The 25,323-nt window shown below is 39.7% G+C and carries 28 protein-coding genes, 1 tRNA gene and 1 other RNA gene; 10 read left to right on the top strand and 20 right to left on the bottom strand.

Annotated features, from left to right (window positions below):
• Positions 1–18 precede the first annotated feature (18 nt).
• The gene (locus tag RIC88_RS19730; protein WP_350219296.1) at positions 19–2,424 is read left to right on the top strand and encodes an alpha-ketoacid dehydrogenase subunit alpha/beta; all 2,406 of its coding nucleotides are present in this window, start codon (positions 19–21) and stop codon (positions 2,422–2,424) included.
• On the opposite strand, the gene RIC88_RS19725 is transcribed toward RIC88_RS19730, so the two are convergent.
• Positions 2,418–3,317: a hypothetical protein gene (locus tag RIC88_RS19725; protein ID WP_350219295.1), complete on the bottom strand. Its 900-nt coding sequence runs from the start codon at positions 3,315–3,317 to the stop codon at positions 2,418–2,420. The genes RIC88_RS19730 and RIC88_RS19725 overlap by 7 nt on opposite strands.
• Positions 3,318–3,364: 47 nt before the next feature.
• On the opposite strand from RIC88_RS19725, the gene RIC88_RS19720 reads away from it, so the two are divergent.
• Positions 3,365–4,321, top strand: coding sequence for a LuxE/PaaK family acyltransferase (locus RIC88_RS19720; protein ID WP_350219294.1), 957 nt, complete (start codon positions 3,365–3,367; stop codon positions 4,319–4,321).
• A 109-nt stretch (positions 4,322–4,430) separates the two neighbouring features.
• Positions 4,431–4,556, top strand: coding sequence for a hypothetical protein (locus RIC88_RS19715; RefSeq protein WP_349567567.1), 126 nt, complete (start codon positions 4,431–4,433; stop codon positions 4,554–4,556).
• Here the strand turns inward: RIC88_RS19715 and RIC88_RS19710 are convergent.
• The 4 genes from RIC88_RS19710 to RIC88_RS19695 form a co-directional block, all read right to left on the bottom strand.
• The gene (locus RIC88_RS19710; RefSeq protein ID WP_350219293.1) at positions 4,553–5,710 is read right to left on the bottom strand and encodes a sigma-54-dependent transcriptional regulator; all 1,158 of its coding nucleotides are present in this window, start codon (positions 5,708–5,710) and stop codon (positions 4,553–4,555) included. The two genes, RIC88_RS19715 and RIC88_RS19710, sit on opposite strands and share 4 nt — an antisense overlap.
• Before the next feature lie 22 nt (positions 5,711–5,732).
• Positions 5,733–6,094: RNase P RNA component class A (gene rnpB / locus RIC88_RS19705), an RNA gene on the bottom strand.
• Positions 6,095–6,103: 9 nt separating this feature from the next.
• Positions 6,104–6,502 carry a hypothetical protein gene (locus RIC88_RS19700; RefSeq protein WP_350219292.1) on the bottom strand — a complete coding sequence of 133 codons (399 nt, stop codon included), beginning with the start codon at positions 6,500–6,502 and terminating at the stop codon, positions 6,104–6,106.
• Positions 6,503–6,565: 63 nt separating this feature from the next.
• Positions 6,566–11,065 carry a translocation/assembly module TamB domain-containing protein gene (locus RIC88_RS19695; protein ID WP_350219291.1) on the bottom strand — a complete coding sequence of 1,500 codons (4,500 nt, stop codon included), beginning with the start codon at positions 11,063–11,065 and terminating at the stop codon, positions 6,566–6,568.
• A gap of 8 nt (positions 11,066–11,073) precedes the next feature.
• On the opposite strand from RIC88_RS19695, the gene tsaD reads away from it, so the two are divergent.
• Genes tsaD through RIC88_RS19675 form a run of 4 tightly spaced genes read left to right on the top strand, consistent with a single transcriptional unit; the run spans position 11,074 to position 13,450 of the window.
• The gene (tsaD, locus tag RIC88_RS19690; protein ID WP_350219290.1) at positions 11,074–12,075 is read left to right on the top strand and encodes a tRNA (adenosine(37)-N6)-threonylcarbamoyltransferase complex transferase subunit TsaD; all 1,002 of its coding nucleotides are present in this window, start codon (positions 11,074–11,076) and stop codon (positions 12,073–12,075) included.
• A 23-nt stretch (positions 12,076–12,098) separates the two neighbouring features.
• Entirely contained in the window at positions 12,099–12,566 is a 468-nt protein-coding gene (smpB, locus tag RIC88_RS19685) for an SsrA-binding protein SmpB (RefSeq protein WP_350219289.1), read from the top strand.
• A gap of 4 nt (positions 12,567–12,570) precedes the next feature.
• Positions 12,571–13,080, top strand: coding sequence for an HNH endonuclease (locus RIC88_RS19680; protein ID WP_350219288.1), 510 nt, complete (start codon positions 12,571–12,573; stop codon positions 13,078–13,080).
• 19 nt (positions 13,081–13,099) lie between these two features.
• A complete protein-coding gene (locus tag RIC88_RS19675) occupies positions 13,100–13,450 on the top strand; it encodes a hypothetical protein (RefSeq protein ID WP_350219287.1) in 351 nt (116 codons plus the stop codon).
• A gap of 56 nt (positions 13,451–13,506) precedes the next feature.
• Here RIC88_RS19675 and RIC88_RS19670 read toward each other — a convergent pair whose 3' ends face one another.
• The 12 genes from RIC88_RS19670 to RIC88_RS19615 form a co-directional block, all read right to left on the bottom strand.
• Positions 13,507–13,968 carry an ExbD/TolR family protein gene (locus tag RIC88_RS19670; protein ID WP_350219286.1) on the bottom strand — a complete coding sequence of 154 codons (462 nt, stop codon included), beginning with the start codon at positions 13,966–13,968 and terminating at the stop codon, positions 13,507–13,509.
• Between the two features lie 8 nt (positions 13,969–13,976).
• Positions 13,977–14,597, bottom strand: coding sequence for an ExbD/TolR family protein (locus tag RIC88_RS19665; RefSeq protein WP_350219285.1), 621 nt, complete (start codon positions 14,595–14,597; stop codon positions 13,977–13,979).
• Positions 14,597–14,899, bottom strand: coding sequence for a hypothetical protein (locus tag RIC88_RS19660; RefSeq protein WP_350219284.1), 303 nt, complete (start codon positions 14,897–14,899; stop codon positions 14,597–14,599). The genes RIC88_RS19665 and RIC88_RS19660 overlap by 1 nt, the downstream gene beginning before the upstream one ends.
• An 18-nt stretch (positions 14,900–14,917) precedes the next feature.
• Positions 14,918–15,736 carry a MotA/TolQ/ExbB proton channel family protein gene (locus RIC88_RS19655; RefSeq protein WP_350219283.1) on the bottom strand — a complete coding sequence of 273 codons (819 nt, stop codon included), beginning with the start codon at positions 15,734–15,736 and terminating at the stop codon, positions 14,918–14,920.
• Positions 15,737–15,878: 142 nt separating this feature from the next.
• Positions 15,879–15,966, bottom strand: a tRNA-Ser gene (locus tag RIC88_RS19650).
• A gap of 91 nt (positions 15,967–16,057) precedes the next feature.
• Positions 16,058–17,122 (bottom strand): asparaginase, encoded by a 1,065-nt coding sequence (locus tag RIC88_RS19645; RefSeq protein ID WP_350219282.1) that lies wholly within the window; start codon positions 17,120–17,122, stop codon positions 16,058–16,060.
• A 6-nt stretch (positions 17,123–17,128) separates the two neighbouring features.
• A complete protein-coding gene (locus RIC88_RS19640; RefSeq protein ID WP_350219281.1) occupies positions 17,129–17,899 on the bottom strand; it encodes a TatD family hydrolase in 771 nt (256 codons plus the stop codon).
• The gene (locus RIC88_RS19635) at positions 17,896–18,516 is read right to left on the bottom strand and encodes a polysaccharide deacetylase family protein (RefSeq protein WP_350219280.1); all 621 of its coding nucleotides are present in this window, start codon (positions 18,514–18,516) and stop codon (positions 17,896–17,898) included. The genes RIC88_RS19640 and RIC88_RS19635 overlap by 4 nt, the downstream gene beginning before the upstream one ends.
• Positions 18,513–19,700 (bottom strand): PP2C family protein-serine/threonine phosphatase, encoded by a 1,188-nt coding sequence (locus RIC88_RS19630; RefSeq protein ID WP_350219279.1) that lies wholly within the window; start codon positions 19,698–19,700, stop codon positions 18,513–18,515. Before RIC88_RS19630 ends, RIC88_RS19635 begins: the two co-directional genes overlap by 4 nt.
• The gene (locus tag RIC88_RS19625) at positions 19,697–19,951 is read right to left on the bottom strand and encodes a transporter (RefSeq protein WP_350219278.1); all 255 of its coding nucleotides are present in this window, start codon (positions 19,949–19,951) and stop codon (positions 19,697–19,699) included. Before RIC88_RS19625 ends, RIC88_RS19630 begins: the two co-directional genes overlap by 4 nt.
• Positions 19,951–21,057: a glycosyltransferase gene (locus RIC88_RS19620; RefSeq protein WP_350219277.1), complete on the bottom strand. Its 1,107-nt coding sequence runs from the start codon at positions 21,055–21,057 to the stop codon at positions 19,951–19,953. The genes RIC88_RS19625 and RIC88_RS19620 overlap by 1 nt, the downstream gene beginning before the upstream one ends.
• Positions 21,058–21,146: 89 nt before the next feature.
• Positions 21,147–22,049, bottom strand: a complete 903-nt coding sequence (locus RIC88_RS19615) for a hypothetical protein (protein ID WP_350219276.1) — start codon at positions 22,047–22,049, stop codon at positions 21,147–21,149.
• Between the two features lie 2 nt (positions 22,050–22,051).
• On the opposite strand from RIC88_RS19615, the gene ruvC reads away from it, so the two are divergent.
• The 3 genes from ruvC to RIC88_RS19600 all read left to right on the top strand — a co-directional run bounded on the left by ruvC (position 22,052) and on the right by RIC88_RS19600 (position 24,098).
• Positions 22,052–22,606 carry a crossover junction endodeoxyribonuclease RuvC gene (gene ruvC, locus RIC88_RS19610; RefSeq protein ID WP_350219275.1) on the top strand — a complete coding sequence of 185 codons (555 nt, stop codon included), beginning with the start codon at positions 22,052–22,054 and terminating at the stop codon, positions 22,604–22,606.
• Positions 22,607–22,720: 114 nt separating this feature from the next.
• Complete coding sequence (locus RIC88_RS19605; RefSeq protein ID WP_350219274.1) at positions 22,721–23,383, top strand: hypothetical protein; 663 nt, start codon at positions 22,721–22,723, stop codon at positions 23,381–23,383.
• Positions 23,373–24,098 carry a hypothetical protein gene (locus RIC88_RS19600; protein WP_350219273.1) on the top strand — a complete coding sequence of 242 codons (726 nt, stop codon included), beginning with the start codon at positions 23,373–23,375 and terminating at the stop codon, positions 24,096–24,098. Before RIC88_RS19605 ends, RIC88_RS19600 begins: the two co-directional genes overlap by 11 nt.
• 42 nt (positions 24,099–24,140) lie before the next feature.
• Here the strand turns inward: RIC88_RS19600 and RIC88_RS19595 are convergent, their stop codons facing one another.
• From RIC88_RS19595 to greA, 3 genes are all read right to left on the bottom strand, one after another.
• Positions 24,141–24,323, bottom strand: a complete 183-nt coding sequence (locus tag RIC88_RS19595) for a hypothetical protein (protein WP_350219272.1) — start codon at positions 24,321–24,323, stop codon at positions 24,141–24,143.
• 88 nt (positions 24,324–24,411) lie between these two features.
• Entirely contained in the window at positions 24,412–24,807 is a 396-nt protein-coding gene (locus RIC88_RS19590; protein WP_350219271.1) for an HIT family protein, read from the bottom strand.
• A complete protein-coding gene (greA, locus tag RIC88_RS19585) occupies positions 24,807–25,277 on the bottom strand; it encodes a transcription elongation factor GreA (protein WP_502880013.1) in 471 nt (156 codons plus the stop codon). Before greA ends, RIC88_RS19590 begins: the two co-directional genes overlap by 1 nt.
• Between the last annotated feature and the right edge of the window lie 46 nt (positions 25,278–25,323).

Raw genomic sequence — 25,323 nt, 5'->3', positions numbered from 1 at the left:
ACCCAAAAATCATTCATTATGAGCGAGGCGAAAAACAAAATCAAACTTCCTGTATCCAAGCAGGAAATTCTTAACGATTATAAACTTGCTGTTGAAAGTAGGGAAGCCAGCCTGATTGGAAGGAAGGAAGTATTCATGGGGAAAGCAAAGTTTGGAATTTTTGGCGATGGGAAAGAGTTGCCTCAGATTGCGATGGCCAAGTATTTCCAGAATGGCGATTGGCGTTCGGGCTACTACCGTGACCAAACGTTCATGATGGCAATTGGACAGTTAAATACCCAACAGTTTTTTGCTCAGCTATATGCACATACGGATGTAGAAGCTGACCCAGCCTCAGCAGGCAGGATGATGAATGGCCATTTCGCGACAAGATACCTTAATAGCAAAGGTGAATGGCTTACTCAGACAGACAAAAAAAATAGCAGTGCAGATATTTCTCCAACAGCCGGACAGATGCCACGTTTGCTGGGATTAGCTTATGCTTCAAAGCTCTATCGTGAAAACAAGACCCTGGAGGAATTTGAAGATTTCTCGATCAAAGGAAACGAGGTGGCATTTGGTACCATTGGAAATGCTTCAACTTCAGAAGGGCACTTCTGGGAAACAATGAATGCAGCCGGTGTGCTTCAAGTCCCAATGGTGATGTCAGTTTGGGATGACGGGTTTGGGATATCTGTCCCGCAAAAGTATCATACCATTAAAGAAAGTATCTCAGAAGCATTGAGCGGTTTCCAAAAGACTAAGGATAAACCCGGATTTGAGGTGTTTAAAGTGAAAGCCTGGGATTACATTGCTTTGTTGGAGACCTATAAAAAAGCAGTAGAAGTTTCAAGAAAAACACATACGCCATGCTTGATTCATGTCATTGAGGTAACACAGCCACAAGGACATTCTACTTCCGGTTCTCATGAGCGATATAAATCGAAAGATCGCCTGAGTTGGGAAAAAGAGCATGATTGCCTCCTAAAAATGCGTGAATGGATTCAGTCCGAAAAAATGGCTTCAGCTGACGAACTGGATCAAATAGAGAAAGAAGCTAAACAAGCAGCCAAACAAGCAAAAGACAATGCCTGGAAAGCGTATAGTTCTGAGATCAAAAAGGATGTTGAAGAGGTGTTGAACCTTATTGACAAAGCTGGGATTTCATCCTCGAAAAAGTCAGAAATCACTAAAATAACAGATGAACTTAGAAAAGAATTAAATCCTGAGAAGTCACACATCGTACGTGCATGTAAAAAAACGCTACGACTCTTAAGAAACGATCAATCTTCAGATAAGCAAACGCTACATAGCTGGCTCGATGAGAAATCTGCTATTTATAGCGAACAGTTTAATTCAAAACTATACAGTGAGTCAGCAGATTCTGCATTAAATATTGAAACTATACCGGCACAATATTCCGAAAACAGCGAATTAGTTGACGGGCGGGAGGTGCTTAATGCATGTTTTGACCACTTACTTGCAAGTGACCCCCGGATTTTTGCATTCGGAGAAGATGTGGGCAAAATCGGAGATGTAAATCAAGGGTTTGCAGGCTTGCAAGAAAAATATGGAGAACTGAAGGTTACGGATACTGGGATTCGGGAAACAACCATCATTGGTCAGGGGATAGGCGCTGCGATTCGTGGCTTACGTCCAATAGCTGAAATCCAGTATCTGGACTACCTGCTTTATGCAATCCAGACACTTTCAGATGATCTTGCCACTTTGCAGTACAGAACCTATGGAGGGCAAAAAGCTCCATTAATTATCAGGACAAGGGGGCACAGGTTGGAAGGAGTATGGCACTCTGGTTCACCGATGGGCATGATCCTTAACTCTATAAGGGGCATGTATGTCCTGACACCAAGAAATATGACCCAGGCTGCCGGGTTCTATAATACACTTATGTCTTCTGATGATCCAGCGTTGATTATTGAATCATTGAATGGATATAGACTTAAAGAGCGAGTGCCTGATAACCTTACAGAGTTTAAGCTTGCATTGGGCGAGCCTGATATCTTAAGAGAAGGAACCGACGCTACTATTGTTACATATGGATCTACATGCAGGGTTGTGATGGAAGCAGCTAGTCAATTGGCGGAAGAAGGGATTGAAGTCGAGGTTATTGATGCCCAGACACTTATTCCTTTTGATAGACCTCAAATGATCGTCAAGTCACTTGAGAAAACGAACAGGCTAATTGTTGTTGATGAAGATGTTGAAGGTGGCGCTTCGGCCTTTATCATGCAGCAAATACTTGAAAGGGATAATGGGTATTTCTACCTTGATTCCAAACCGCTGACAATTACAGGGAAAAATCACAGGCCTGCTTATGGAAGTGATGGGGATTATTTCTCAAAACCGAATGTTGAAGAAGTTTTTGATAAGGTGTACAACTTAATTTCGGAAGTCAATCCCGATAATTACCCGACACTTTACTGAGTAATGTCAGCAAGGATAAATTCTGGAGTAAAAACTTCGTTACTTTTATTCCCTGCCCGGTCGTACACATAAAATTTCAACCTGATTATATCATCAACGAATGCAACTCTGAAAAGTGCCGATTGCATTGCATAGGTGATTGTACCAGCATTACCTTCAGGATCATATAATGGAATTCTCCCATTAAAAAAACCTATATCGCATAGTTCTGTTTGGAATATATCCTGAAAATTAAGTGGGACAAAGTTCTCTCCTACCTTCTTCTGAAATTCCACAATGAAATTAAAATGGGTTTCAACTCTCACTACCGGTAAAGTAGTATTTATTCTTTGAGCATCAGTAGAAGGAATCAAACTCGAATTTCCACCAAACACATAAGGTGTCAATGTGGTGTTAGCCAATAAAACTCCTTCTTGATTTGCTAAACCCGGGCATGCAAATGGAATATCAGCGACATCTTCTGAGAAAAACTGTTTATCAAATGCAAAAATCGGATAATCTGAATCAGACTGATCTACAATTATATTATTTCCGGAAATACCTAATAAAATGAAATTCTGAGTTATCAAAGGAGCCAAATAAATCGGCGGAACTACCTCATTGATATTACCTTCTGTTATAACCGTATCTCTGGAATCAAGATAAACATCAAATTCATGATACGGTGGCAATATATCCTGATCTTTAATGATCCCCAGATCGCCATTACCATCTTCGAAAGAAAATTTTATCACCAAAGTGTCTGCAGCCCTGCTTGATCCAATATTTGGGCCATCAACAAAATAGATATCTTCCAGAGCTATATTAGGTGTATCAGGAAAAATATCTTTGTCAAAGCATCCCGTAAAAAGTATAGCTGGCGTTATCCAAATGATGTATAGAAACCTTTTCATATGATGAAAACAAAAATAATCTACATTGCCCCTAATGAAACAAAAACATGAGTTTCGCAGAAGAGTTTAAACATAAGATTTTTCACGTTAACGAAGAAACATTTGAGGATAGTTCACTAGCAGCTTTTGATTATCAGTATCATCAGTGCCAAATCTATCGAGCCTACTGTGACCAATTAACTAAGAACCCTGAAAATGTTACTCATTTACATGATATCCCATTTCTTCCAATTCAGTTCTTCAAAAATCATGCTGTAAAATCAGGAGAATGGCAAGAAGATAAAATTTTCAAAAGTAGCGGCACCACCGCTACTGGTAGGAGCATCCACTATATCAAGGATTTGAAATACTATCATCATGTATCTAAAACTGCTTTTGAAAATGAAGTTGGTGATTTATCTCAGTTTAGCATTAAAGCCATTCTTCCTTCATATAAGGAACAAGGCGATTCATCATTGATTAATATGGTAGATCATTTCATGAATTTTAGTTTACCAAATTCTGGATATTACTCAGGCAATGAAAATGATTTCAATGGAAATAATGATGAAAAAAAATTGGTAATCGGGGTTTCATTCGCTTTGCTAAGCATGGCTGAAAAAAATATCTCCTTGAAAAACTCAATCGTGATGGAAACAGGCGGTATGAAGGGCAGGCGCAGAGAAATGACCCGTGCAGAATTGCATAAACAATTAAAAGATGGCTTTTCAGTAGATCATATATGGTCAGAATATGGAATGACCGAGCTTCAAAGCCAAGCATATGGAATAGATGGGGAATTCAAGTTCCCACCTTGGGCCAAAACGCTTATAAGGGATATCAATGACCCTTTTGAATATTTTCCACTGGGTAAGACCGGAGGTGTTAACGTCATTGATTTAGCCAATATTGACTCTTGCTGCTTCATAGAAACAAAAGATCTAGGCAGACATGAAAAGGATTTTTTTCAAATTCTTGGTCGTTTTGATAATAGTGATATTCGTGGATGTAACTTACTGATTTAGCGAAAAGAATGAAATATTTTAGCTGAATCGATGTTGTATAGTAGAATATTTCTCCTATTTTTGAAGGGTTAGTTAACTAAATAGCTTTGCTCATCGAATAAAACCGCTTATGAAATTGAAACTTACAATACTAGCAGTAATTATCCTTGCCATGAGTGCATGTACTCAAAGAACATGCCCTACTTATGCTCAGGAAGACACTAAAGAAGTAAAAACAGAGCAAGCTAACGCTTAAGCTTCAACGTATTTCTTTACATCCCCTTCTGTGATTGTGTCTTGCGACATGATGACCAGCCTTTCTACTACGTTTCTCAATTCTCGAATATTCCCGGTCCAGTCATATTTCCCTAATTGACTAACCGCATCCTTGTGTAACGATTTTTTAGCCGAACCATACTCAGTAGCCACCTGCTCGAGAAAATGCTCCACCAATAATTCAATATCTTCTTTTCTCTCCCTTAAAGGCGGTACGGTTATAACCATTACACTTAGACGATGATATAAATCTTCCCTGAAACTACCCTGCTCGATTTCTTTCTTTAGGTTTTTATTGGTTGCAGCTAAGACCCGGACATCTACATTTATAGTTTTATCTCCTCCTACTCGTGTGATCTTTTTATCCTGTAAAGCACGGAGAACTTTGGCTTGAGCAGATAAACTCATGTCGCCTATTTCGTCCAAAAATAGGGTTCCTCCATGCGCTTGTTCAAACTTGCCTATTCGCTGCTTATGAGCAGATGTGAAAGATCCTTTTTCATGACCAAACAATTCACTTTCAATCAATTCTGATGGAATAGCTGCACAATTAACTTCGATCAGGGGTGACTTACTACGCATGCTTTTTTCGTGAAGCCAGCGAGCAACTAACTCTTTTCCCGTTCCGTTTTCGCCTGTTATCAAAACACGCGCTTCAGTTGGCGCCACCTTTTCAATCGTAGCTTTCACCTCCCTTATGCACTCAGATTCACCAATTATCTCATTGCCTTTGCTTACCTTTTTTCGAAGTACCTTGGTCTCTGTGCTAAGCTTTGAGCTTTCAATAGCATTTCTGACCGTCACTAAAATCCGATTCAAATCAGGCGGTTTTTGAATAAAATCATACGCCCCCTTTTTTGTTGCCTCTACAGCTGTATCAATTGTTCCATGAGCTGATATCATAATGAATGGCACATCTACGCCTTCTTCTGATACCTTATTGAGTAGTTCAATGCCATCCATTTTTGGCATCTTTATATCGCATAGCACCAGGTCTATTTTTTCATCTTCCAATTTATCCCAGGCTGCTTCTCCATCTTCTGCAGTTATCACTTCATATTTCTCCTCCTGAAGAATATCGCTTAATGCATCTCGGATGCTCTTTTCATCATCTACGATTAGTACTTTCGCCATTTTAAATTTTTGAACTTGTTATACAAAAAGCAAGCCAGTAAGCCGGGTTCTGTTTTATCCCACCATTTATCTAGTCCGCCAACTGACGGATCAAACGACCTACCCAACCCTACTCGAGCGAGCAGCTCTCAAATGTAGGACCTATTTGGTCTTTCAGCGCGTAAGGTTTACCATGCGATCCATGTCACCATTGATCCGGTGAGCTCTTACCTCACCTTTTCACCTTTTCCCATCCCGAATATTCGGGACAGGTAGTTTATTTTCTGTGGCACTATCTCTATCCGCCAATCGACGGACGCTTCCGCTTAAGAAGTACGCTGCTCTATGCTGCCCGGACTTTCCTTCCCCCGCTAGCTAGCGGGGAACGATGGGTCGGCTTGCGTTGCAAAAGTATTAATGAATATCCTTACCCGTGATCTTTAATTCCCAATCATCTGCATGTTGAGCGATTTCCTGAATCATTTCTTTGACCATTTTATCTTTTAGGTTGACCAAAAAATTAATTGCTTCCACTTTTAGAAAACCATCCTCTGTTATGAATTTGGTATAAGGGTAGTCTTTTGAGGCGGCTAAGCAATCTTTAAAGGGAATATCATACGTGAGCTCACACACTTTTGATTTTAGGTGGACAACCTCTCTCCCATAGCCAGTATGCTCTACTATATGACCAGTTACTGTTTGAAACCTGCCTCTTTTTAAGGGAACAATGATAACTGATTGAGTGTCATCGTATTCGCGATATTCTCCTCCTATTTCTTTGGCATAAGACTGGCTAAATTTTCTGTAATTCATGGCGATTTGGATTTATCTTGTCTTAAGATAATGATTCCTCAACGAATTACATACTATAAGTGCTTAATAGATACTCGTTGAATCGCTTGCAGACTTTTTCTTTTTAGGCTCATTTTCGGCTTCCTCTTCTTCCTCTCTGCGCAACAACGCCTCATCCCGTTTCATTGTAAGAAGCTCAGTAATATCATTAAAACTATGCACAAAGCGTAAGCTAATACCTGTTTCCTGATTTTGTTGATTATTATTGACTTGAATTCGCTGATCGGTGTTTCTGAAAACCTTGGCTCTTAACCTACCGTCTTTCGTCAGGCTATATTCTACAGACCAGTCACCTACAATGTCGTTTAAGACATTGTCATTGTTATCATTTTGATCTCCAAAATCCCCACCCCTGGTTACTTTGAGCCTCCCGTTTAGGAATGTGTATGCAAAGCGAAGTTGAAATGTATTGAATGCATCGTTGTTTAGGTCGGCAAGGTTTACTTCCACCTCCAGATTTTCATCTATCTGACTGACCAAATAGCTTACCTGGCTTGAAAGGAATTCACTAACACTGTTGCCTACACTACCTCCGGCACTAAGAGTGAAACTTTCCCGGGGAGAAAATCTCTTAAGAAAAAGCAAACTAATCACCTGCCTTTTCAACTCCTGCTCATTGCTCGTTATTTGAGTAAGCTCCGGGATATTTTCCCTAGTGGCATCTGATTCATTTTGAAGCTCTAGATCAAAGTCGATCTGAGGAGATAACATTCCTCCTTCTATTCTAAGAACAACAAGTATTGGTACTTTATTAGCTAAATCATTTGGATCTTGTTCATTAAGGTTTTTTAAACTTTCGAATGAAGCCCTTTGTAGATAAGTGGCATCTAAATCAAGAGTAGCATTATAGGGATCACCATACCAAGTGATCATGCTTCCCGGAACAACATCAAATTCCTTATTGAGCAAGTTTGGAACGGTGAAATTATAGGCTCCTTCAGTGATTTCGAGCGGGCCAAACATGTGGAACTCGCCATCGGTATCAAGTCGTAATTTTAAATTCCCTCTTCCTCTCCCCCTTATTATATCTCCGGTTTTAATATCGAAGATGAGTTCACAATAGGCGTCCGGGGTTACGTCAATGTCAAATTCAAGGGTTAATCCGGATATTTTAAAGTCATCTTCAACAGTAACGCTGGTAGTATCCTTCAAATCAATAAAAGTAATATAATCCTCCTGACCAACGCTCGTCCCTTCGGATATGGGCACAAAAAATCGTGTGTCGGGTTCAGTTCTAATGTTAGCATTTACATTAAGATCATTAAGGGGCCCAGTAACGTTAATTGTTCCAGTCCCATAGGCCGAACCATAATAGAGGTTATTATCGAGAGATGTTGTATTGAGAAACTCAAAGTTATTTGCCCTCATTTCAATATTGGCATTAAAGTCTGCGAAAGAATTATGTCTAATTGATCCGGTCACAATCGCGCTCGATCCCTTACGATCAGTGAGATCAAAATTTACCAATCGGATATTATTTGGATCAAAGTCAATGCGCCCATTAAAAGAATAAGCTGTGTTTAAGTAAACAACAGTCACATTACCATTTTGAATATTACAGCTACCAACAGCTCTTGGGTCGGCTGCTGCACCTGTTACTTTTAATGAGCCACTGGCATATCCTCCAATACTTTCGAAATTTTTAATCAAAAACGGTTCTGCCATTTTTAATTCAGCTTTATCAAAGGTCACATCAAAGTCGAGTTGTTCTGATTTATGGGTAGGGTAGTAATAGCCTTCTACCTGAATGGCGCTTACATTCTTTCGCTCAACCTCTACCTTCGTGTAGACGCTCTGGTCAGAGGAGTTCCAATTAGAGGATCCACTTACATCACCTACGTCCAAGTCTCCATATTTTAAATTCTTCAGCAGAAAGCCACCGTCAAACTTGAAGGGGTCACCTTTACCCTGTCGAAAGACTTTAAAATTCCCATTTAAAAAACCAGATATGGATGCACTTGAGAACAGCTCTGCTTTATTCATGTTCAAGTCCTCGGTCGATATATTGATGGATGTGGGTATTGAATCCGCATAAATCCCTTCAACTAGAATGGATTCGCTAGCATCATAGATTTCCATATTAAAAATCTCCATAGCATTGTCCGTAAAGACAATCCTGTTTGAAGGATTGAAAGTCCATGTATCTGCTAGCAATTTAATCTCCGAAGGACGCATTTTTAGGACAACAGAATCCTTAAATAGATTCATTGAACTTTCCAGCCTGATATTACTGGAAGTTTCCGGTTGACTAATTAAAGTGGTGAGATCGATTTGATTGTCATACCAAACACCCTCCAATAGTAGGTTTTCTGTATTTGGCATACCATTAATCACCTGCTTTTCAGACTGAATAATAAAGCTTGTAAGAATATCTGAAGCATCCAGATCTCTGGACCCGTTTATCTCAAGGCTTGGGGCGTGAAATTCATTCTCCCCCATAAAAAGCGTATCTGATCTGACATAAAGAGAAATATTTACGTTTTTACTTTTTCGGAAAGTAGATTCAATAACAGTATTTCCCCCCAGCGCAATAGGCAGGTTCAATGAGTCTATGTAACTGGAGATGTTCTTTATCTCAGCATTAAGGGTCAACTTATAATTCTCACCACTATCCACTAATTGAGAAGTATCCTTTCTAAGATTCAATTTTTCTGAATAGCCTGCCACCATCATCGGAATATCAGCGATAACATCAGTGATTTTGAAATCACCTTTTATTGTTGTGATGAGTCCTGGCAAGGCAAGTTTAATATGCCTTAAGCTATCTTCAATATCAGCTGTAAATCGAATGGAATCCAAAAAAAGCTTTCGATTATTCAGAACTAAAAGACCTGAGTCAAATGCCAACTTTCCGGTGAAATCATCTATATCCAGATTTTTTAACTCAATATTCAAATGACCACTACCAGAAATAGCTCTTGAAGTCAGGTGGAGTTTCTGAGCTTCAAGTTTATTCACTTGCACATTTACGGATAGTAAATCCTCTTCTTGACGAAAGTCTATTTGTGCGGCTCCTTTTAAGTTGCAATTTGGATCTTGGATTGAAAAACTGCCTTCAAAGAAATTCTTAGCAAACTTCCCGTCTGCTTCAATGCTATCATATTCATAACCTTTTAACCCGCTTTGATAAACCAGCGCTTTTAAATCAAACTCAGCATTTTCAGGCTTTACCCCTCTTCCATTAATACTTGCTTTTAGATTTACTCTTTGGATCAGCTCATTTTTAAAAAATGCGCCCACATTGACATTTTTAAATTCAAGGTTTCCATCATATGACATTTGAGACACATCCTTCGGGATTTTTATATTAATATCTGAATGTACTGATCCCTGATTAGTAACAAAATCACCTCTAGCTACAAAATCATGCAGGAAACCGGCAAAACTTCCAGTAAAATCAATCTTGCCCATTTGTTTAAGGTTGTTGGTATAGTCACCAATGTAGGGCCTCAGGTCTTCTGGAATTACATGCGAATCTGTGAGATCAGCTAAAATGAAAGTTTTGGAAAGATCAGGCAATCCAAAACAACTTATACCTCCTATTAGATAGGAGTTGCCATATCCGAATTTTGTTTCTTCAATGTTAAAATCACCAACCGTTCCCCAAATAATACCATCTATGGTAATATCTTCCTTTACCAAATCCAGACCAGTTACTATCCGCATATCACTTTTAGAAATTCTGGAATTATTAAAATGAAGAATGAACGAAACACTATCAACGAAGTGTCCAAAGTCATCTAATCCATTGTAAAAAAATTCAAGGCTGTCTGCAATATGACTGGTCGGTGTTCTTAAAATGAGATCATCGACACTAAGCGATTGGTTGCTCAGACGAAATTTGGTGCTGAACTCATTGATTTTAAAGTTTGAATAACGTTCCAAGCCACTAAACTGAATTAAGTCACCGTCTACCGTATCTGATCTGACTGAAAGCTCCCCAACTGAAATATCAGGAATCGAAAAGTCCAGGTTCGAGAAATCAAGTTTATCTTTATCATGCTCTTTCGATTCATTTTTTAAACTTAGATGGAGATTGGTAAAAATAATTTGCTCTATGTAGAGAGGTTTGGAAGCCTTTTTTACTGTATCCCGCTTTAGGGCATTCAAAAACTGAGAAAGGTTGAGCTTGGATAAACTGTCGTACTTGGTGAGTTTTAACCGGATATCTTTGGATTCAATTTCTTCAATACTGAGATAATCACCGTCTAAAAGATCTAAGATTTTATAGTTGACCATCATGTTACCTGAATAGATCAAAGTGTCATTCTCAAGGTCTTTTATAAGAATTTCTTCCAAATTGGCACGGTCAAGCCACGAAACTTTAACCCTGGATAAAGATATTTCATGATTCGTTTGCTCTGAAATGAAACCAAGCACCTTCTGTGCCAGAAATGTTTGTACAGGTTTAAGCTGCAAAAGCAGCATAAGAACCAGTAGCAGCATCAAAGAATAGAAGAAAAGGCCTGAAAAAACCTTCCAGAGCAACCTTCGAATGTACGATATAGTTATCTTGGCCTTCAAAAAAAGCAGTGGGGGTTATCTTAGGTATAGAGTCTTCTTGTGACGAAACTTCGGCATCAATATGTATAAACGGCAAAGTAATCAATAATGAGATTGCCAGCCAAGCTATTCATGAGCAGTACGGCGGTGTAGTACCCGAACTTGCCTCGAGAGAGCATCAGCGAAATATCGTGCCAGTTATAAACCATGTGCTCACCCACGCCAATATAAACGTAAAAGATCTCGATGGGATTGCATACACTCGTGGACCCGGTTTACTTGGAGCCCTTCTGATTGGATCTAGCTTCGCCAAATCAATGGCCGCATCACTCAACATCCCATTGATCCCTATCCACCATATGAAGGCACATGTTTTGGCTCATTTTATTGATGATCCAAAGCCTGATTTTCCATTTATTTGCCTGACGGTCAGTGGTGGGCATACACAAATCCTTAGAGTAAATAGTGCGACTAAAATGATCATCCTGGGGCAAACCCAAGATGATGCTGTTGGTGAGGCCTTTGACAAAGCTGCGAAATTACTGGGGTTGCCATATCCTGGTGGTCCCATGATTGATCAACTGTCAAAAGAAGGCGATCCAACAAGATTCGCATTTAATGAATCTGACATGCCTGATCTTGATTATTCGTTCAGCGGAATTAAAACCTCCATTCTATATTTTCTTCGAAAAGAAGTACAAAGAAATAACGAATTCATTTCAGAAAATCTTCATGATTTGGCAGCCAGCATTCAGCACACGTTGATTTCGATGCTGATGAAAAAGCTTGAACTGGCGGCCAGGCAGGAGGAAATTAATCAAATTGCAATTGCTGGTGGAGTCTCTGCGAATAGCGGATTAAGATATGCTTTGGAACAAGGAGCTAGCAAAAATGGTTGGAAGGTATTCATTCCCGACTTTCAGTATTGCACGGACAATGCTGGCATGATCGCCATCAGTGGATATTTACTTTACGAGCAAGGTGAATTTGGAGATTTAGCGGATAGTCCATTACCAAGAATGCCTTTTTAGCAACTCTATTATATATTTAAACAATGAGCAAGGATAAAAATAGATTTTCCAATAATATTCAAATTAAGAATCGTAAAGCAAGCTACGAGTTTGAATTTGTGGAAAAAGTGGAGGCAGGGATCATGCTGAAAGGCACAGAAATCAAATCCTTGCGGGAAGGAAAAGCAAGTATTCAGGAGGCCTATTGCTATTTCAAGAAAGATGAGTTGTTTATAAAAGGAATGAATATCTCACCCTACTCACAAGCAAGTTTTGAAAGTCATGAAATAACTCGAGACAGAAAGCTTCTATTAAAGAAAAAAGAGCTGGAAAAGTTCAAGTCAAAAATGGAAGAAAAGGGGTTGACAATTGTTCCATTGAGGATATACATCAATAGTCGGGGCTTGGCAAAACTGGAAGTAGCCCTGGCTAAGGGTAAAAAAATATATGATAAGCGGGATAGCATCAAGAAAAAGGACCAAAAAAGAGAATTGGAACGAATGAAAATATGACCTCATGAACACTGTACTGGTATTAAATCAAGATTACACACCTTTGACTGTTTGTTCAGTACAGCGAGCATTTATGCTGATTTTTCTAAAAAAAGCAGATCTCATTACTGAAGTGAGTGAAAGAAAGTTGAGATCTATCAGCAAGACGTTCCCATTTCCTTCAATTATAAAAGTTAAATATTACATCAGTCTACCCTATAAAGGGGTTGTAATGAGTCGTCACAACATCTTTAAGCGTGACGGAGGTAAATGTCAATACTGTGGTGTTAATAAAGATCTGACTATAGATCATGTAGTGCCCAGATCAAAGGGAGGTAAATCGACCTGGACTAATTTGGTAACTGCCTGCAAAAACTGTAATTCCCGAAAGAGCGACTTCACACTTGATAAGGTAGGCATGAAGCTACAAAAAGCACCAGTAAAACCTAACTACCTCACATTTCTGCGATTGAACAATGGGGCTTACAGGGATGATTGGACACCCTTCCTAAACCCTAAAAAGGTAAGCGCGTAACTTTACATAAAAACAATCTATGAAATACTATACTTTGATTCTTGCCGGAATTCTTGCTTTTGCCTGTAGCCCTCAGGATAACGATAAAGAATCCGAGCGAGAGGAAGCATTGGAACAATTTGATGAAAAGAAAAAAGAAATTGAAGAAGAGATCGAAAAGTTGAAAGAAGATTCCAAAGAGGCTGCAGAAGAAGCAAAAAGAGAAATCGAATCAGCGCTAAGAAAGCTTCAAAAACAAAGAGAGAAGGTGATCGATGAGGCAGATAAACTCAGAAAAGCCACTAAAAAGGAATTGGAAAACGCGCTTGAAGAAGCCAAAAAAGAATATGAACAATGGCTGAAAGAGAAGAAAAAGCAACTGGAAGATTAGAAGCAAAAACCCCTGTCGGAACCGACAGGGGTTTGATTTATATATTGAAAAAGTTATTAATCTTGAACTCCTCTTAAGGACTTATAAAGAATCTTTCTGGCATTCGCCTTTCTCAAGGTTTGCTCAACATCTGACACAATTCCCATCTTTACTTCATTGTCAATATTCAGAGCCATTGTAATACGATCTCTTTCAGCCTCAGAAAGTTTATCTTTCTCCTGATTCACAAAAAGAGTCAATTCATCAGGTTCCATGAAAACATCATTTGTCTGAATTCTTGGCTCTTCGCCGTATGTACCAATATTCTTTGGCTCTCCAATATAGATATGGCTTACTAAAGACTTTTTCTGAATCTTTGAAAGCTGCTCTGCCTTAGGAAGAACTTGTTTTACTAAAATCTCTTGCTCCCTCATCACAGTCGTTACCATAAAGAAGAATAGCAACATGAAGATAATATCCGGCAATGCTGCCGTTGGAATATCCTGAGATGCTTTCGAATTTTTCTTAAACTTCGACATATTCTATCTTATTTATCTGGTTCTGCAATTGAGATCGCTTTAGGAATACCGGATCTACCCTGAAGGTACATTCGCTTTTCCACATCCTTGCTCTGATCCAACTCAAGGAATTCCTGCGCCGTAAGGCCAACTCGTTCGGCATAGATTTCATTGTAAGCGGCATGGGCTGCATCCATAATCTGTATGTACAGATCATAGCTTGTACCCCTGTTAGCCTTAAATGATACGACTGCCTTGCCTGGGTGATCAGATGATTCCGGGCTTTGTTTTGCTCTAACTTTCATCTGAGAAGGAAGGCTATTGTATGTATCAATACCCTCCTGATCAGGATTACCAAAGTTTAAAACAAATGCCTTTATATCTTCTTTTAACTCCGACATTGGCTTATTATATGGCTCATTCTCAACCAGTAACTGATCATTTGAGTTTGCCAAAATCTTGAAGATGTTTCTTTCCTGAAACTCAACAATTGGCTGATCTGGTTCCGGTGGAGGAGGCAAAGTCATCAAAATCCCTTTGTCATTTGCAATCGTGGTAGTTACCAGGAAGAAAATGAGCAAAAGGAAAGCAATGTCTGCCATAGAGCCAGAACTCACTTCCGGAGTACCTCTCTCTTTATTCCTCGCCATTATTCAGCTGCTTTTTTAATTTCTGTATAAACGATTCCGCCTATAGCTCCGATCGCAAGAATGTAAAAAGTTGTCAATCCTGCTCCTACGAGCTTTGCTGTTGTTTCGGAAGCATTACCTGAATTTTCTCCACTCGCCGTAAAAAAAGCGATTAGGAATACAACTATTAATGCTCCGACTCCCACCCCCATCTTTTTCAAAGAATCGGGATCTCCAAACGCCTTCACTAGTGGCATGCCTACCGCAGTAAGAATGCAAACACCAATGAGTATATATGATATAAATAATCCTACATCAACCATAGTCTAATCTATTTTAGATTACTTAGAAAGATTGTGCTTCACAAGAAGGTCTACCAAAGAGATAGATGCATCTTCCATGCTGTTTACAATTGAATCAACTTTAGAAACAAGGTAGTTGTAGAAAAGCTGAAGAATTACAGCCACAATCAAACCACCAACTGTTGTCAAAAGTGCTACTTTAATACCGCTTGCCACAAGTGCAGGAGATACGTCACCAGCTTCCGCAATTGCGTCGAATGCTTCGATCATACCAATTACTGTTCCCATGAAACCAAGCATCGGTGCAAGTGAAATGAATAGGGAAATCCAAATCATTCCTCTTTCCAGTTTACCCATCTCCACTGATCCGTAAGCTATGATTGACTTCTCAACCATCTCTACTCCTTCAGACATTCTCATCAAGCCTTGAGTAAAGATCGATGCTACAGGCCCTCTGGTGTTTCTGCAAACTTCTTTAGCTGCATCTGCACCTCCTGCATTCAATGCATCTTCTACATCAGTTAAAAGCTTTTTGGTATTGGTAGATGCCATATTCAGATGAATAATTCTTTCGATAGCAATAGCCAACCCAAGAATCAAACATGCCAGAACGATCCCCATGAAAGTAGGTCCACCATCAATGAATTGTTCTTTTACTACTTGGTGAAATCCTTTTGAAGGAGCAGCTTCTTCTTCTATAGGAGCTACTATTTCAGCGATTTCTTCTACAGGCTCTTCGTATACTTCCTCAGCCTGCGCTGTATCAGCGGCGGTAGTATCTGTGTCTGAAAACTCCTGTGCAGTAGCACTGAAGGTAAAAACACCTGCCAACATTAAGAGAGTCAATAACTTTTTCATAATTCAGTCTTGTAAGTTAAGTCTTCGGTTTAGTTAAATATTTAAGTTTTAGTAAAATCCAAAATTGCATGTTCATTCCCACAAAATTCGCACCACTCATAAAATAATTGTCGAATTCCAAAGGCCATGCTCTGCAAAATCGCAGAGAGGAAGGGATTCGAACCCTCGATACCCTTTTGGGGTATACACACTTTCCAGGCGTGCGCCTTCGACCACTCGGCCACCTCTCTGTAGGCCGCCACTTTTTGACGGGCTACAAATAAATCACGAAAAATACCTTTATGCAAGTTTTATCCTAACATCAAGGGCTTTATATCACAATCATTCCCATACTGTATCCATCTCACCTGCCAATGAATGCTTTAAAAGGTGCTTTAATTTGTCTTTATCTATCTCAGCACCTAATAAAAACATCATTTTTGTAACAGCGGCCTCTGTAGTAATGTCTCCACCACTCAAAACCCCTATTTTATTTAAATCTTTACTTGTTTCATATTTTCCCTGCTCCACTTCTCCCCCTATGCACTGACTTACGTTCAAAATAATCTTTCCTTCGTCAATCGCTTCTTTCAAACATTTGGTAAACCACTCAAACTTCATCGCATTCCCGGAACCAAATGATTCAAGGACAATGCCTTTTACTTCAGGATCACCAAGTATTGACCGAACAGCATGTTGAGTGATCCCTGGAAATATTTTTAAAATGATCACATTAGGATCTAGGTGCTTTTTCACCGTTAGTTTAGCCTTTGAATTATAGGGCTTCAAAGCTGCATAGTTATATTCAATTTCAATCCCGGCTTCTGCCAGCACCGGGTAATTCTCCGATTCGAACGCAGCAAACGTACTACTCCTTAGTTTTTGTGACCGGGAACCTCTAAGCAGCAAATGATTAAAATAAACACAAACCTCGCTTATAATTGGTCGTCCTTCATTGTGAGCTGATGCAATTTCTAGGGCAGTAATCAGGTTTTCACGAGCATCAGACCGAATTGATCCAATAGGCATTTGAGCACCAGTTAAAATCACCGGCTTGTTGAGTCCTTCCAACATATAGCTGAGCATGGATGCGGAATACGCCATCGTATCGGTTCCATGTAAAATCACAAAGGCATCATACTGCGCATAGTTTTCCTCGATGATATATACCATATCCTTCCAGTCCTGAATCAGGATATTGGATGAGTCAATGGGTTTGGGAAATGAAATAACTGTTAACCTCGTGCTGAGCTGACGCAGCTCCGGAACACGGTCTACTACTTTCCCAAAATTAAAAGGTGCCAGTGCGCCGCTCGCATCCTGCACCATACCGAATGTGCCTCCAGTATAGATGATCAATACAGAGCGCTCCCCAGTCTCGTTGATATTTACAATTTTATATTTCAACCCCGGTTATTTTTCAGTCGGGAAAAATAGTGCATTTGCATTTGCTGTCGTCATCTTATCCAGCTCTTCTTTTGTCAATTGCAAGTATTCCGCCACCTTGTTGGCAACCAAATCGACATAGGCCGGCTCATTTCGTTTGCCACGGTAGGGAGTTGGCGTTAAATAAGGGCTGTCGGTTTCTAAGATGATTTTTGATCGGTCCATATGAGGAATTACCTGATCCATCCCCCCATTCTTAAAAGTGCTGACACCTCCCAGCCCCAGATAAAAACCAAACCCGGTGATTTTCTTTCCCTGATCAATCGTTCCTGTAAAACAATGAAATACACCTTTCAATCCTTTCCCTTCATATTGGCTAACCAATTCGATTGTTTCGTCAATAGTCTCGCGACAATGAATTACGATTGGCAAATCATACTTAAGAGCCAACTCACATTGAAAATGGAAAGCTTCCTTTTGTTGCTCCCAAAAGGTTTTGTCCCAATATAAATCTGTTCCCATCTCCCCTACTCCCAAAAAAGAACGCTTATTCAGCCATTCTTCCACCAGTTGAAGCTCTTTCTCAAAATCTTCTTTAACGGAGCAGGGATGAAGCCCCATCATCGGATAACAGATATCCGGATACTTTTCTTCAAGTTCAAGCATTGACGCGATGGACGTGCTATCAATGTTTGGAAGCAGTATTTTCTTTATGCCCTTATCAAGTGCCCGCTCGATAACAGCATCTATGTCTTCAGAAAAATGCTCAAGGTAAATGTGTGCGTGAGTATCTATCATTTGATTGCTTCAAATTTCAATCCTTTTGTATGAAAATGAGAAAGAATCTCAGGGAGAATCACCTGAAGGTTTTTAAATGCTTTGGGACTGTCATGAAAAACGATGATATCACCCGACTGTGCTTTCTTCAACCGAATGATCGACTCTTCCGGACTAACCTCAGAATCAAAATCCCATGAAACATAGCTCCACATAATGATCCTTTTGCTTTTCAGTTTATGAATCTGACGTTTTTTGATTCTTCCATAAGGCGGACGAAAAAGGTCACTTTTAATGCCAATTTCATTCAATGCCTCATCACAAGCTTTAATATCCTGTAAATACTGAGAGTCCTTGGTTCTCCAACCACTCAAATGATGAAAGCCATGATTCCCAATGGCATGACCTCTTCTGACAACCACCTGAGCTATTTGGGGGGATCTTTCGATGCGATTCCCTTCACAAAAAAATGTAGCCTTAGCTCCAAGTTTGTCCAATTCATCAAGTACCCATTCAGTGACTTCAGGATTGGGGCCATCATCAAATGTTAAAAAAATGGATTGCCTATCAGGAAAGCTCCAGGTTAAAGAAGGATACCATTTTCTAACAATCCAGGGTGTCTTGAAAAAGCGGATCATTTGTTTTGGATTCGACAGGATAACATGGTAATGTCATCATGAAAGGGTTTGTTCCCTTTAAAAGCATTCAAAGCTTCTAAGATTTGATTGTGAAACTCTGACAGGTCTACAGGACATTCTTCTTTCAGAATTTCAATAAGCCGTTCAAATTCAAATGCCTCATCCTTCTCATTAAAAGTTTCTGTGAGTCCATCTGTGTAAGTGAAGAGGAAGAACTCGTCAAGATTGGAAATTCGTATTGTTTCTATAAAAGGAAGCGGGTCAAACATGCCAAGGACAGTGGTGCCGTCATTTAACAGTTTGATCTTGTCCTTATGCTTTAGGATAATTTCATTGTGGCCGCAGTTTATGTATTCAAGCTCCTTGGTTTTAAAATCGTAGATGCCCGCAAAGAAGGTAATGAAATTTTCAGCATTACCACTTACAAAAGTGCTGTGATTCAACTCGGTAACGATCTCCAGAAGGTTATCTGTTTGCCTAACCAGCGCCCTCAATGATGCCTGGAAATTTGACATTAACAATGCAGCCGGAACACCTTTACCTGAAACATCAGCTATACAAGCTAGGAACTTGTTTTCATCAATTTGAATGTAATCATAGTAATCTCCTCCAACATCGTGGTGAGGCAAATAAAATGCTTCAATTTGCAGGCGTTCGATTTTTGGGAGTTCCTTCGGGAATAGGAAGTTCTGCACCTTTTTCGCAATCTCCAATTCTCTTCGGTACGCCTCTTGCTCCATCTGTTGACGAGCCAGTCGCTTATTTTCAATGGCCACCAGAATAATATTCGTCAATGCATTCAGAAATCTATTCTGAACACCCAACTTAGATTCAGACTCAATGAAAACAACGGATAACAACTTGTTTTTGTGATAAACCGGAAAGACAGAATCAAACTCATCAAATGATGTTTCCGTGACTCCAACCTGGTTTTTGAGCTCTTTATACTTGTCAGGAAGTGGGCTTCCTATTAAGCTGTTTTTTGTCCCGAAATTTACACGGCAGACCCATTCACCCTTTTGTTGTGTATAGAGAGCCAGCTTGTTGATTTTCAAATCAGCAAGCAGCGTGAACTTATAGATCTTCAAAAGATCATCTTCCGGCAGGTTGTTATTCACTGCCTGAGTCACCTCCAGAAGGGCATTAAGTTGTAAGTCTTTTATGTCAAGCGAAGTTTCCTTCATTGAGTGTTATGTTCAAATAGTCCTTTTTTTGAAGCAAGGTAGTAGTACGAACGATAGTCCTTTTCCATATCCAGCTGCTCTATCTCCGACTCCTCATCCACATTTTTATATACTCTCACCCATCCTTTATTAGCCATCCTGATCAGATTTATTCGAAGTTGATCATCCGAAAGATCAGTTGCTTCTCTCAGATCATTATAAGCCGTTACAAAATAAAGCTCGTCGATTATATCAAACTCCTCGTCGGTCATTAGTACTTTCTGCCTTTCCAGGTGTAAGAACCAAAGATAGAGTTCATACCCATGAATAGAACATGCATGGGATAAATAATTTGGAAGACAATGAGTGGCCAAACAGCGCTTTTGCCTTTCAAAAATCGATTGATAGGAGCAACGAAAGCAAGCTGTGAAACAAACCGAAGTAGTACTATGCCTACTATTGTTAGCGGATTAAACCAACCCAGGAAGGCTCCCAAAAGCGCGATATAAAAAATCAGGTAATCCAAAAAAAACAGGATAGCACTCACTCGTACTTTTCCGTTTTTATTGTGCTTCCACTTACTTGTCCACCGTGTACGCTGATTGATGAGCGCACTCAGTTTGGTGTGTGCTGACGTACTAACAATTCCTTCCTGCGCCTTCATGAACCTGGTTGAATGAGGAAATTTTCGCATGATATTGAAAAGCAAAAATTCATCATCGCCGGATGGAGTAAACAGGTTGTTGGTATATCCTCCAACCTCCTCGAATGCTCGTTTCCTAAAACCGAGATTTGCACCGCTGCACATGCTTGGATTTTCTTCAGAGATTGTAACAGCTCCAAATCCCATCAACCCGGAAAACTCTACCTGCTGCAGTCGTGCAAACAGCCTCTTTCCGTGAATGGTAACCGGTCCTGCCACCATGTTCGTCCCTTCGTCAAAGGCGTTGTTGTAGGATTCTATCCAGTTTTCACCAAACCAACAGTCTGCATCGGTAGTGAGAATAGTTTCGTGCGCTGCTTCCTGCACTCCGGCTGTCAATGCATGCTTTTTCCCCTGTTTGCCTTCATCTTTTAATTGAACGATGCGAATGTTGATATTTAGTGCGTCTTTTGATTGGATTATCTGGTCAACCGTGCCATCATCTGAAAAATCATCTACTACGATCACTTCAAAAAGATCTTTTGGATATGCCTGCCTTTCCAGGTGTTTAAGAATTTGACTAATCGTTTGCTCCTCGTTTCTCACAGGAATAATCACAGAGAAAGGAATCATGCGTTCTCTATTCGCTACCCCAGCAATTTTACTCCAGCCCAAAGCCAATCTCAGGTAGAAAAAAATGTTCAGTACTGTGAATCCTACAATCAAAAAGATCATCGCGCAATGTTAACCCGAATAATTCGGGTCTTATTTATTTAGGACAAGAAATCAAACCAAATTATTGAGACGTAATAAAAGGGAGCGACCTATCTAAAAAAGAGCTTAGTTCGCCAAACAAATATCAACCCGACTAATGAGGGAATAACGGTATTTATGATCCATATCAAAAAGACAGGAATGAGGACGAGCTGGAGATCTGCAATATGTGGCTCAAAAAACAAGATTCCGGAGGCTTCCCTAACACCTACCCCACCAAAAAACAGTGGTAACGCCGACCTGATTAGAAATATCCATCCAATCCCTGCTATCAAAAGAGTTGGCTCTGCTTCAGGCATGAATACGACAAGCAACAGATAGAACTGGACTACAAAAACAACGTAGCGCATCAGAGAGAGGATTGTAATTTTAATAAAACTAGCACTGCTTAATTCCTGAAAGTATTGCAAAAACCCACTTAGGGATTTACGAAAAACAAAAAGGGTTATTCCAATACCTGCTATGATTATAACAGAAAGTAATCCATCCCATGTGGTATCGATAGCCAGATGACTTACACCATAAAACCCCAGTATCAGTGTAAAACCTAGCATGATGCCACGATTTAGCATAGCAGCTGATGAGGTTTGATATTTATCTCTTTGTTGAGAAATACGCGCGATTAGATCGCCGGAAGTAAACGGAAGTATCCAGTTTAATGCCAAACCACTTAGAATCACATTCCACGCTCTCTTAATAGAAATGGGATCGAAACTTTGCAAAGACACCTTCCAGCGCAAAGCTTCCAGGTACCAGTTCAAGATCATTAGGAAAAATACAAAACCGAGGGTTAACCCAATTGAATTCGGCCATTCGATTTCATTTAGGTTAATCGATTGATCCTGAAATCTGGTTATGATGAAATAGAGACAGCCAACCAACAACACCCATTTGATAGACCCAATGATCCAACGGTTTTGAAGGTTGTTTGCATTGTTGTTCTTAATTTGCATCTGTGGCGATTAAAGAGCGAATCATTTTGGGAATAGACCCGGGCACGAATGTAATGGGATACGGTTTGATCCATTGCAAAGGCGAGAAAATGAGTGTTATCCAGTTTGGGGTAATCCACCTCAGCAAGTATAAAAACCACGAAATAAAACTCAAGAAAATTTTTGATCGGGTGACGGAGCTTCTGAAAGAATATCTACCTGATGAAGTAGCACTGGAAGCTCCTTTCTTTGGGAAAAACGTGCAATCCATGCTAAAACTGGGACGTGCACAGGGAGTTGCCATGGCAGCTGCACTTAATAGAGACATGCCGATCCATGAGTACGCACCCAAGAAGGTGAAGCAATCTGTAACTGGAAATGGTAATGCCAGTAAGGAGCAAGTGGCTAACATGATCCAAATGCTTTTAAAATTTGAAGATGCACCTAAACTAATGGACGCCACGGATGCACTGGCAGTAGCGATTTGTCATCATTACTCATCTAAGTCAGGAATTTCAAATGCCGGAAAGAAAAGCTGGAAATCGTTTATTGCTGATAATCCTGGAAGGGTGAAGTGAGGTTGGTAATTGGTAGGTTGTTTTGTTGGTAGTTAGATCATATACCCTAATGTGGGTATTGCTTTTAAATGACAAAAAACGCAATTTTAGGTGTATCATCAATCACCTAAACAGATGTCAGACACCAATAAACCTCTTATTAATGGTTCATATCGTGCTTTAAGAAGAGCGATAGGAATCCTCGGAATTCTACTGCCATGGATACTTATGTTGAGAACTATGAAAGTAGAACCCTCCATAAGTCATTATTACTATACAATTGGCACTCCCATTTTTACAGGGGTTTTAATCCTATGGGCTGTGTTTTTACTCTCCTACCGTGGACATCCGCTGACAGCAACTGAAAAAGTAAGTGACAACAAATTGACCAATATTGCGGGCTTTTTTGCCTTGATCCCTGTTTTTATTCCTACCACTTGTCATGCTGGTCAATGTCACACCTTCTGCCATTACAGTAGTGTCATTGGCGCCATCCATCTTGTTTCTGCCGGGCTATTTCTATTTTTTGTGGGGGCAATGTCCTTTTTTAAGTTTCCTCTTGGGGGTAAGAAAGTAAGGTTCTACAAAACCATGGGCATAATTGTTTGGGCTTCCATAGCTTTAATGCTTATCTATTTTGGATTGGAAAAAAGATTCAATCTCAAAGAAATATTTCCAAATGGAATACTAATCGGGGAGATCATTGGGGTGACTGCTTTTGGTATCTCCTGGTTGATGAAAGGGAAGCCTGAGGAGATGGTGATTTTCAAAAAAAGAAATCATAAGAGTGGAGGATAGAGTAATACGAACATTAGGAATTAATTTATTCACCTTTTCATTTTCGGTTCAGGCCATAAAGAAGATTTTAGAAATAGAAGACAGTGAAGCTAAAACTGAATTAAATGCAATTGTGATAATGGCTCTTCATGCTTTTTCTGAGGGAGCATTGACTCAAATTTTAAAAGAAAAACTAGAAAATTCAGAGGGCTACAAACGAGCAAGAAATAATCATGATCTTGTTACATTCAATTTTATCTATGAAAAAATCGTAAATAATCCTAGAAATTTAGAAGAGTTAAAGACACGATTTAAATTAATTGGAATTGAACTATCAAAAATCAAAAAGTGGAAATCCATGATAGCATTAAGTCAGCTTAGGAATATGGTGGCTCATGGTGCATCTTTTTCTTACAATGTTGCTTCAATAGATGATATCGATAATAGCCAGGGAGAATCACAGGTTATAAAAAAGAGTGAGATTCACGATGAGTGGTCAGCTAAATTTCTAAGTTACCTTGAAGAGACCAACTTTATTGATAAAAATTTTAGAAGCCAGCCATTGTCTTTTCAAAGAATCCATAAGACATATTCTACTAAGATTTTCTCTTCTGATGTTATCAAACATTTCATTAAATGTTGCAACACTTTTTTTAATGATTTACTTTCTAATGAACCGGAGGGTATAAAAGAATCAACTCAAAGAGCAATCAGATCCTTACAAAAAATCACATAAAAACATTCTTACATCGGTTTCTCACACCAGACCTACAAAAATTTAACCTTTCTCCATACCCTTCACACGCCCCTTTGCAATCTCAACAGTCATCTGATCAATGACAGCTCTAAGGGTCTCTTCGCAAGGGTCAGCTTCGTATTTAGCAACTATTTTATCAAATTCCCCCGGATCGGTTAGAAGTGAACGAACCTCATCTATTTTCTTGATCATTCCTGCATCCATGGTGGGTAAATTAATGTGGTGTAATTAAAACAAAAAACCCACCTTCCGGCGGGTCTAATATCTAACATTCAAAGATCTAGTATCTAAATTACTTAATCGCTTTGCTAATCTTCTTAGCGGTCTCGGCCATTTCTTCCTTGCTTGGTGAAAGCTTCATGTTTGCAAAGTTCATGTCGTCCATGGTTTGCATGGGGATCAAATGAACGTGCGCATGCGGCACTTCCAGCCCCATCACAGTCACGCCTATTCGCTCACACTCAATGACAGATTCAATGCCTGCTGCTACTTTTTTGGCAAACAGGTGAAGTCCGGCCAGGGTATCATTATCCAGATCAAAGATGTAGTCTACCTCTTTCTTTGGGATCACTAGTGTGTGCCCCTCCGTCAGTGGATTGATATCTAAAAACGCAAGGTAATTATCATCCTCAGCTACAATGTGTGCAGGAATTTCTCGCTCAATAATTTTTGTAAAAATGCTCGCCATCAGACAGTAATGTCCAGAATTTCAAATTCAATATCGCCGGCAGGAACTTTGATCATGGCTTTATCACCTTTTTTCTTACCCAGCAATCCTTTCCCAATTGGGGATTGCACCGAAATTTTTCCGTTTTTCAGATCTGCCTCCTCTTCAGCAACCAACTGATAGGTCACCTCCATGTTGTTCTTCTTGTTTTTGATCTTCACAGTGGAAAGGATAGAAACTTTAGAGGTGTCAATCGTTGACTCGTCAATTACACGTGCGTCTCCAACTACCGACTCTAACTTGGATATCCTTAACTCCAATAGTCCTTGAGCCTCCTTCGCTGCATCGTATTCAGCGTTCTCACTCAAGTCACCTTTATCCCTAGCCTCAGCAATTTGCTTTGCCATATCAGCTCTTCCCTTGGTCTTTAGCTCGTTTAACTCTGCTTTGAGTTTCTCAAGACCGTCCTTTGTGTAGTAATTAACTGCCATAATTGTTCTTACCCCTTTAAACAAAAAATAACGGCCTCACAGTGAA

Origin of the sequence: Ekhidna sp., assembly GCF_040220215.1 — a bacterium.
GTDB lineage: Bacteria > Bacteroidota > Bacteroidia > Cytophagales > Cyclobacteriaceae > Ekhidna.
This window is presented reverse-complemented; position numbering and strand designations above follow the sequence as displayed.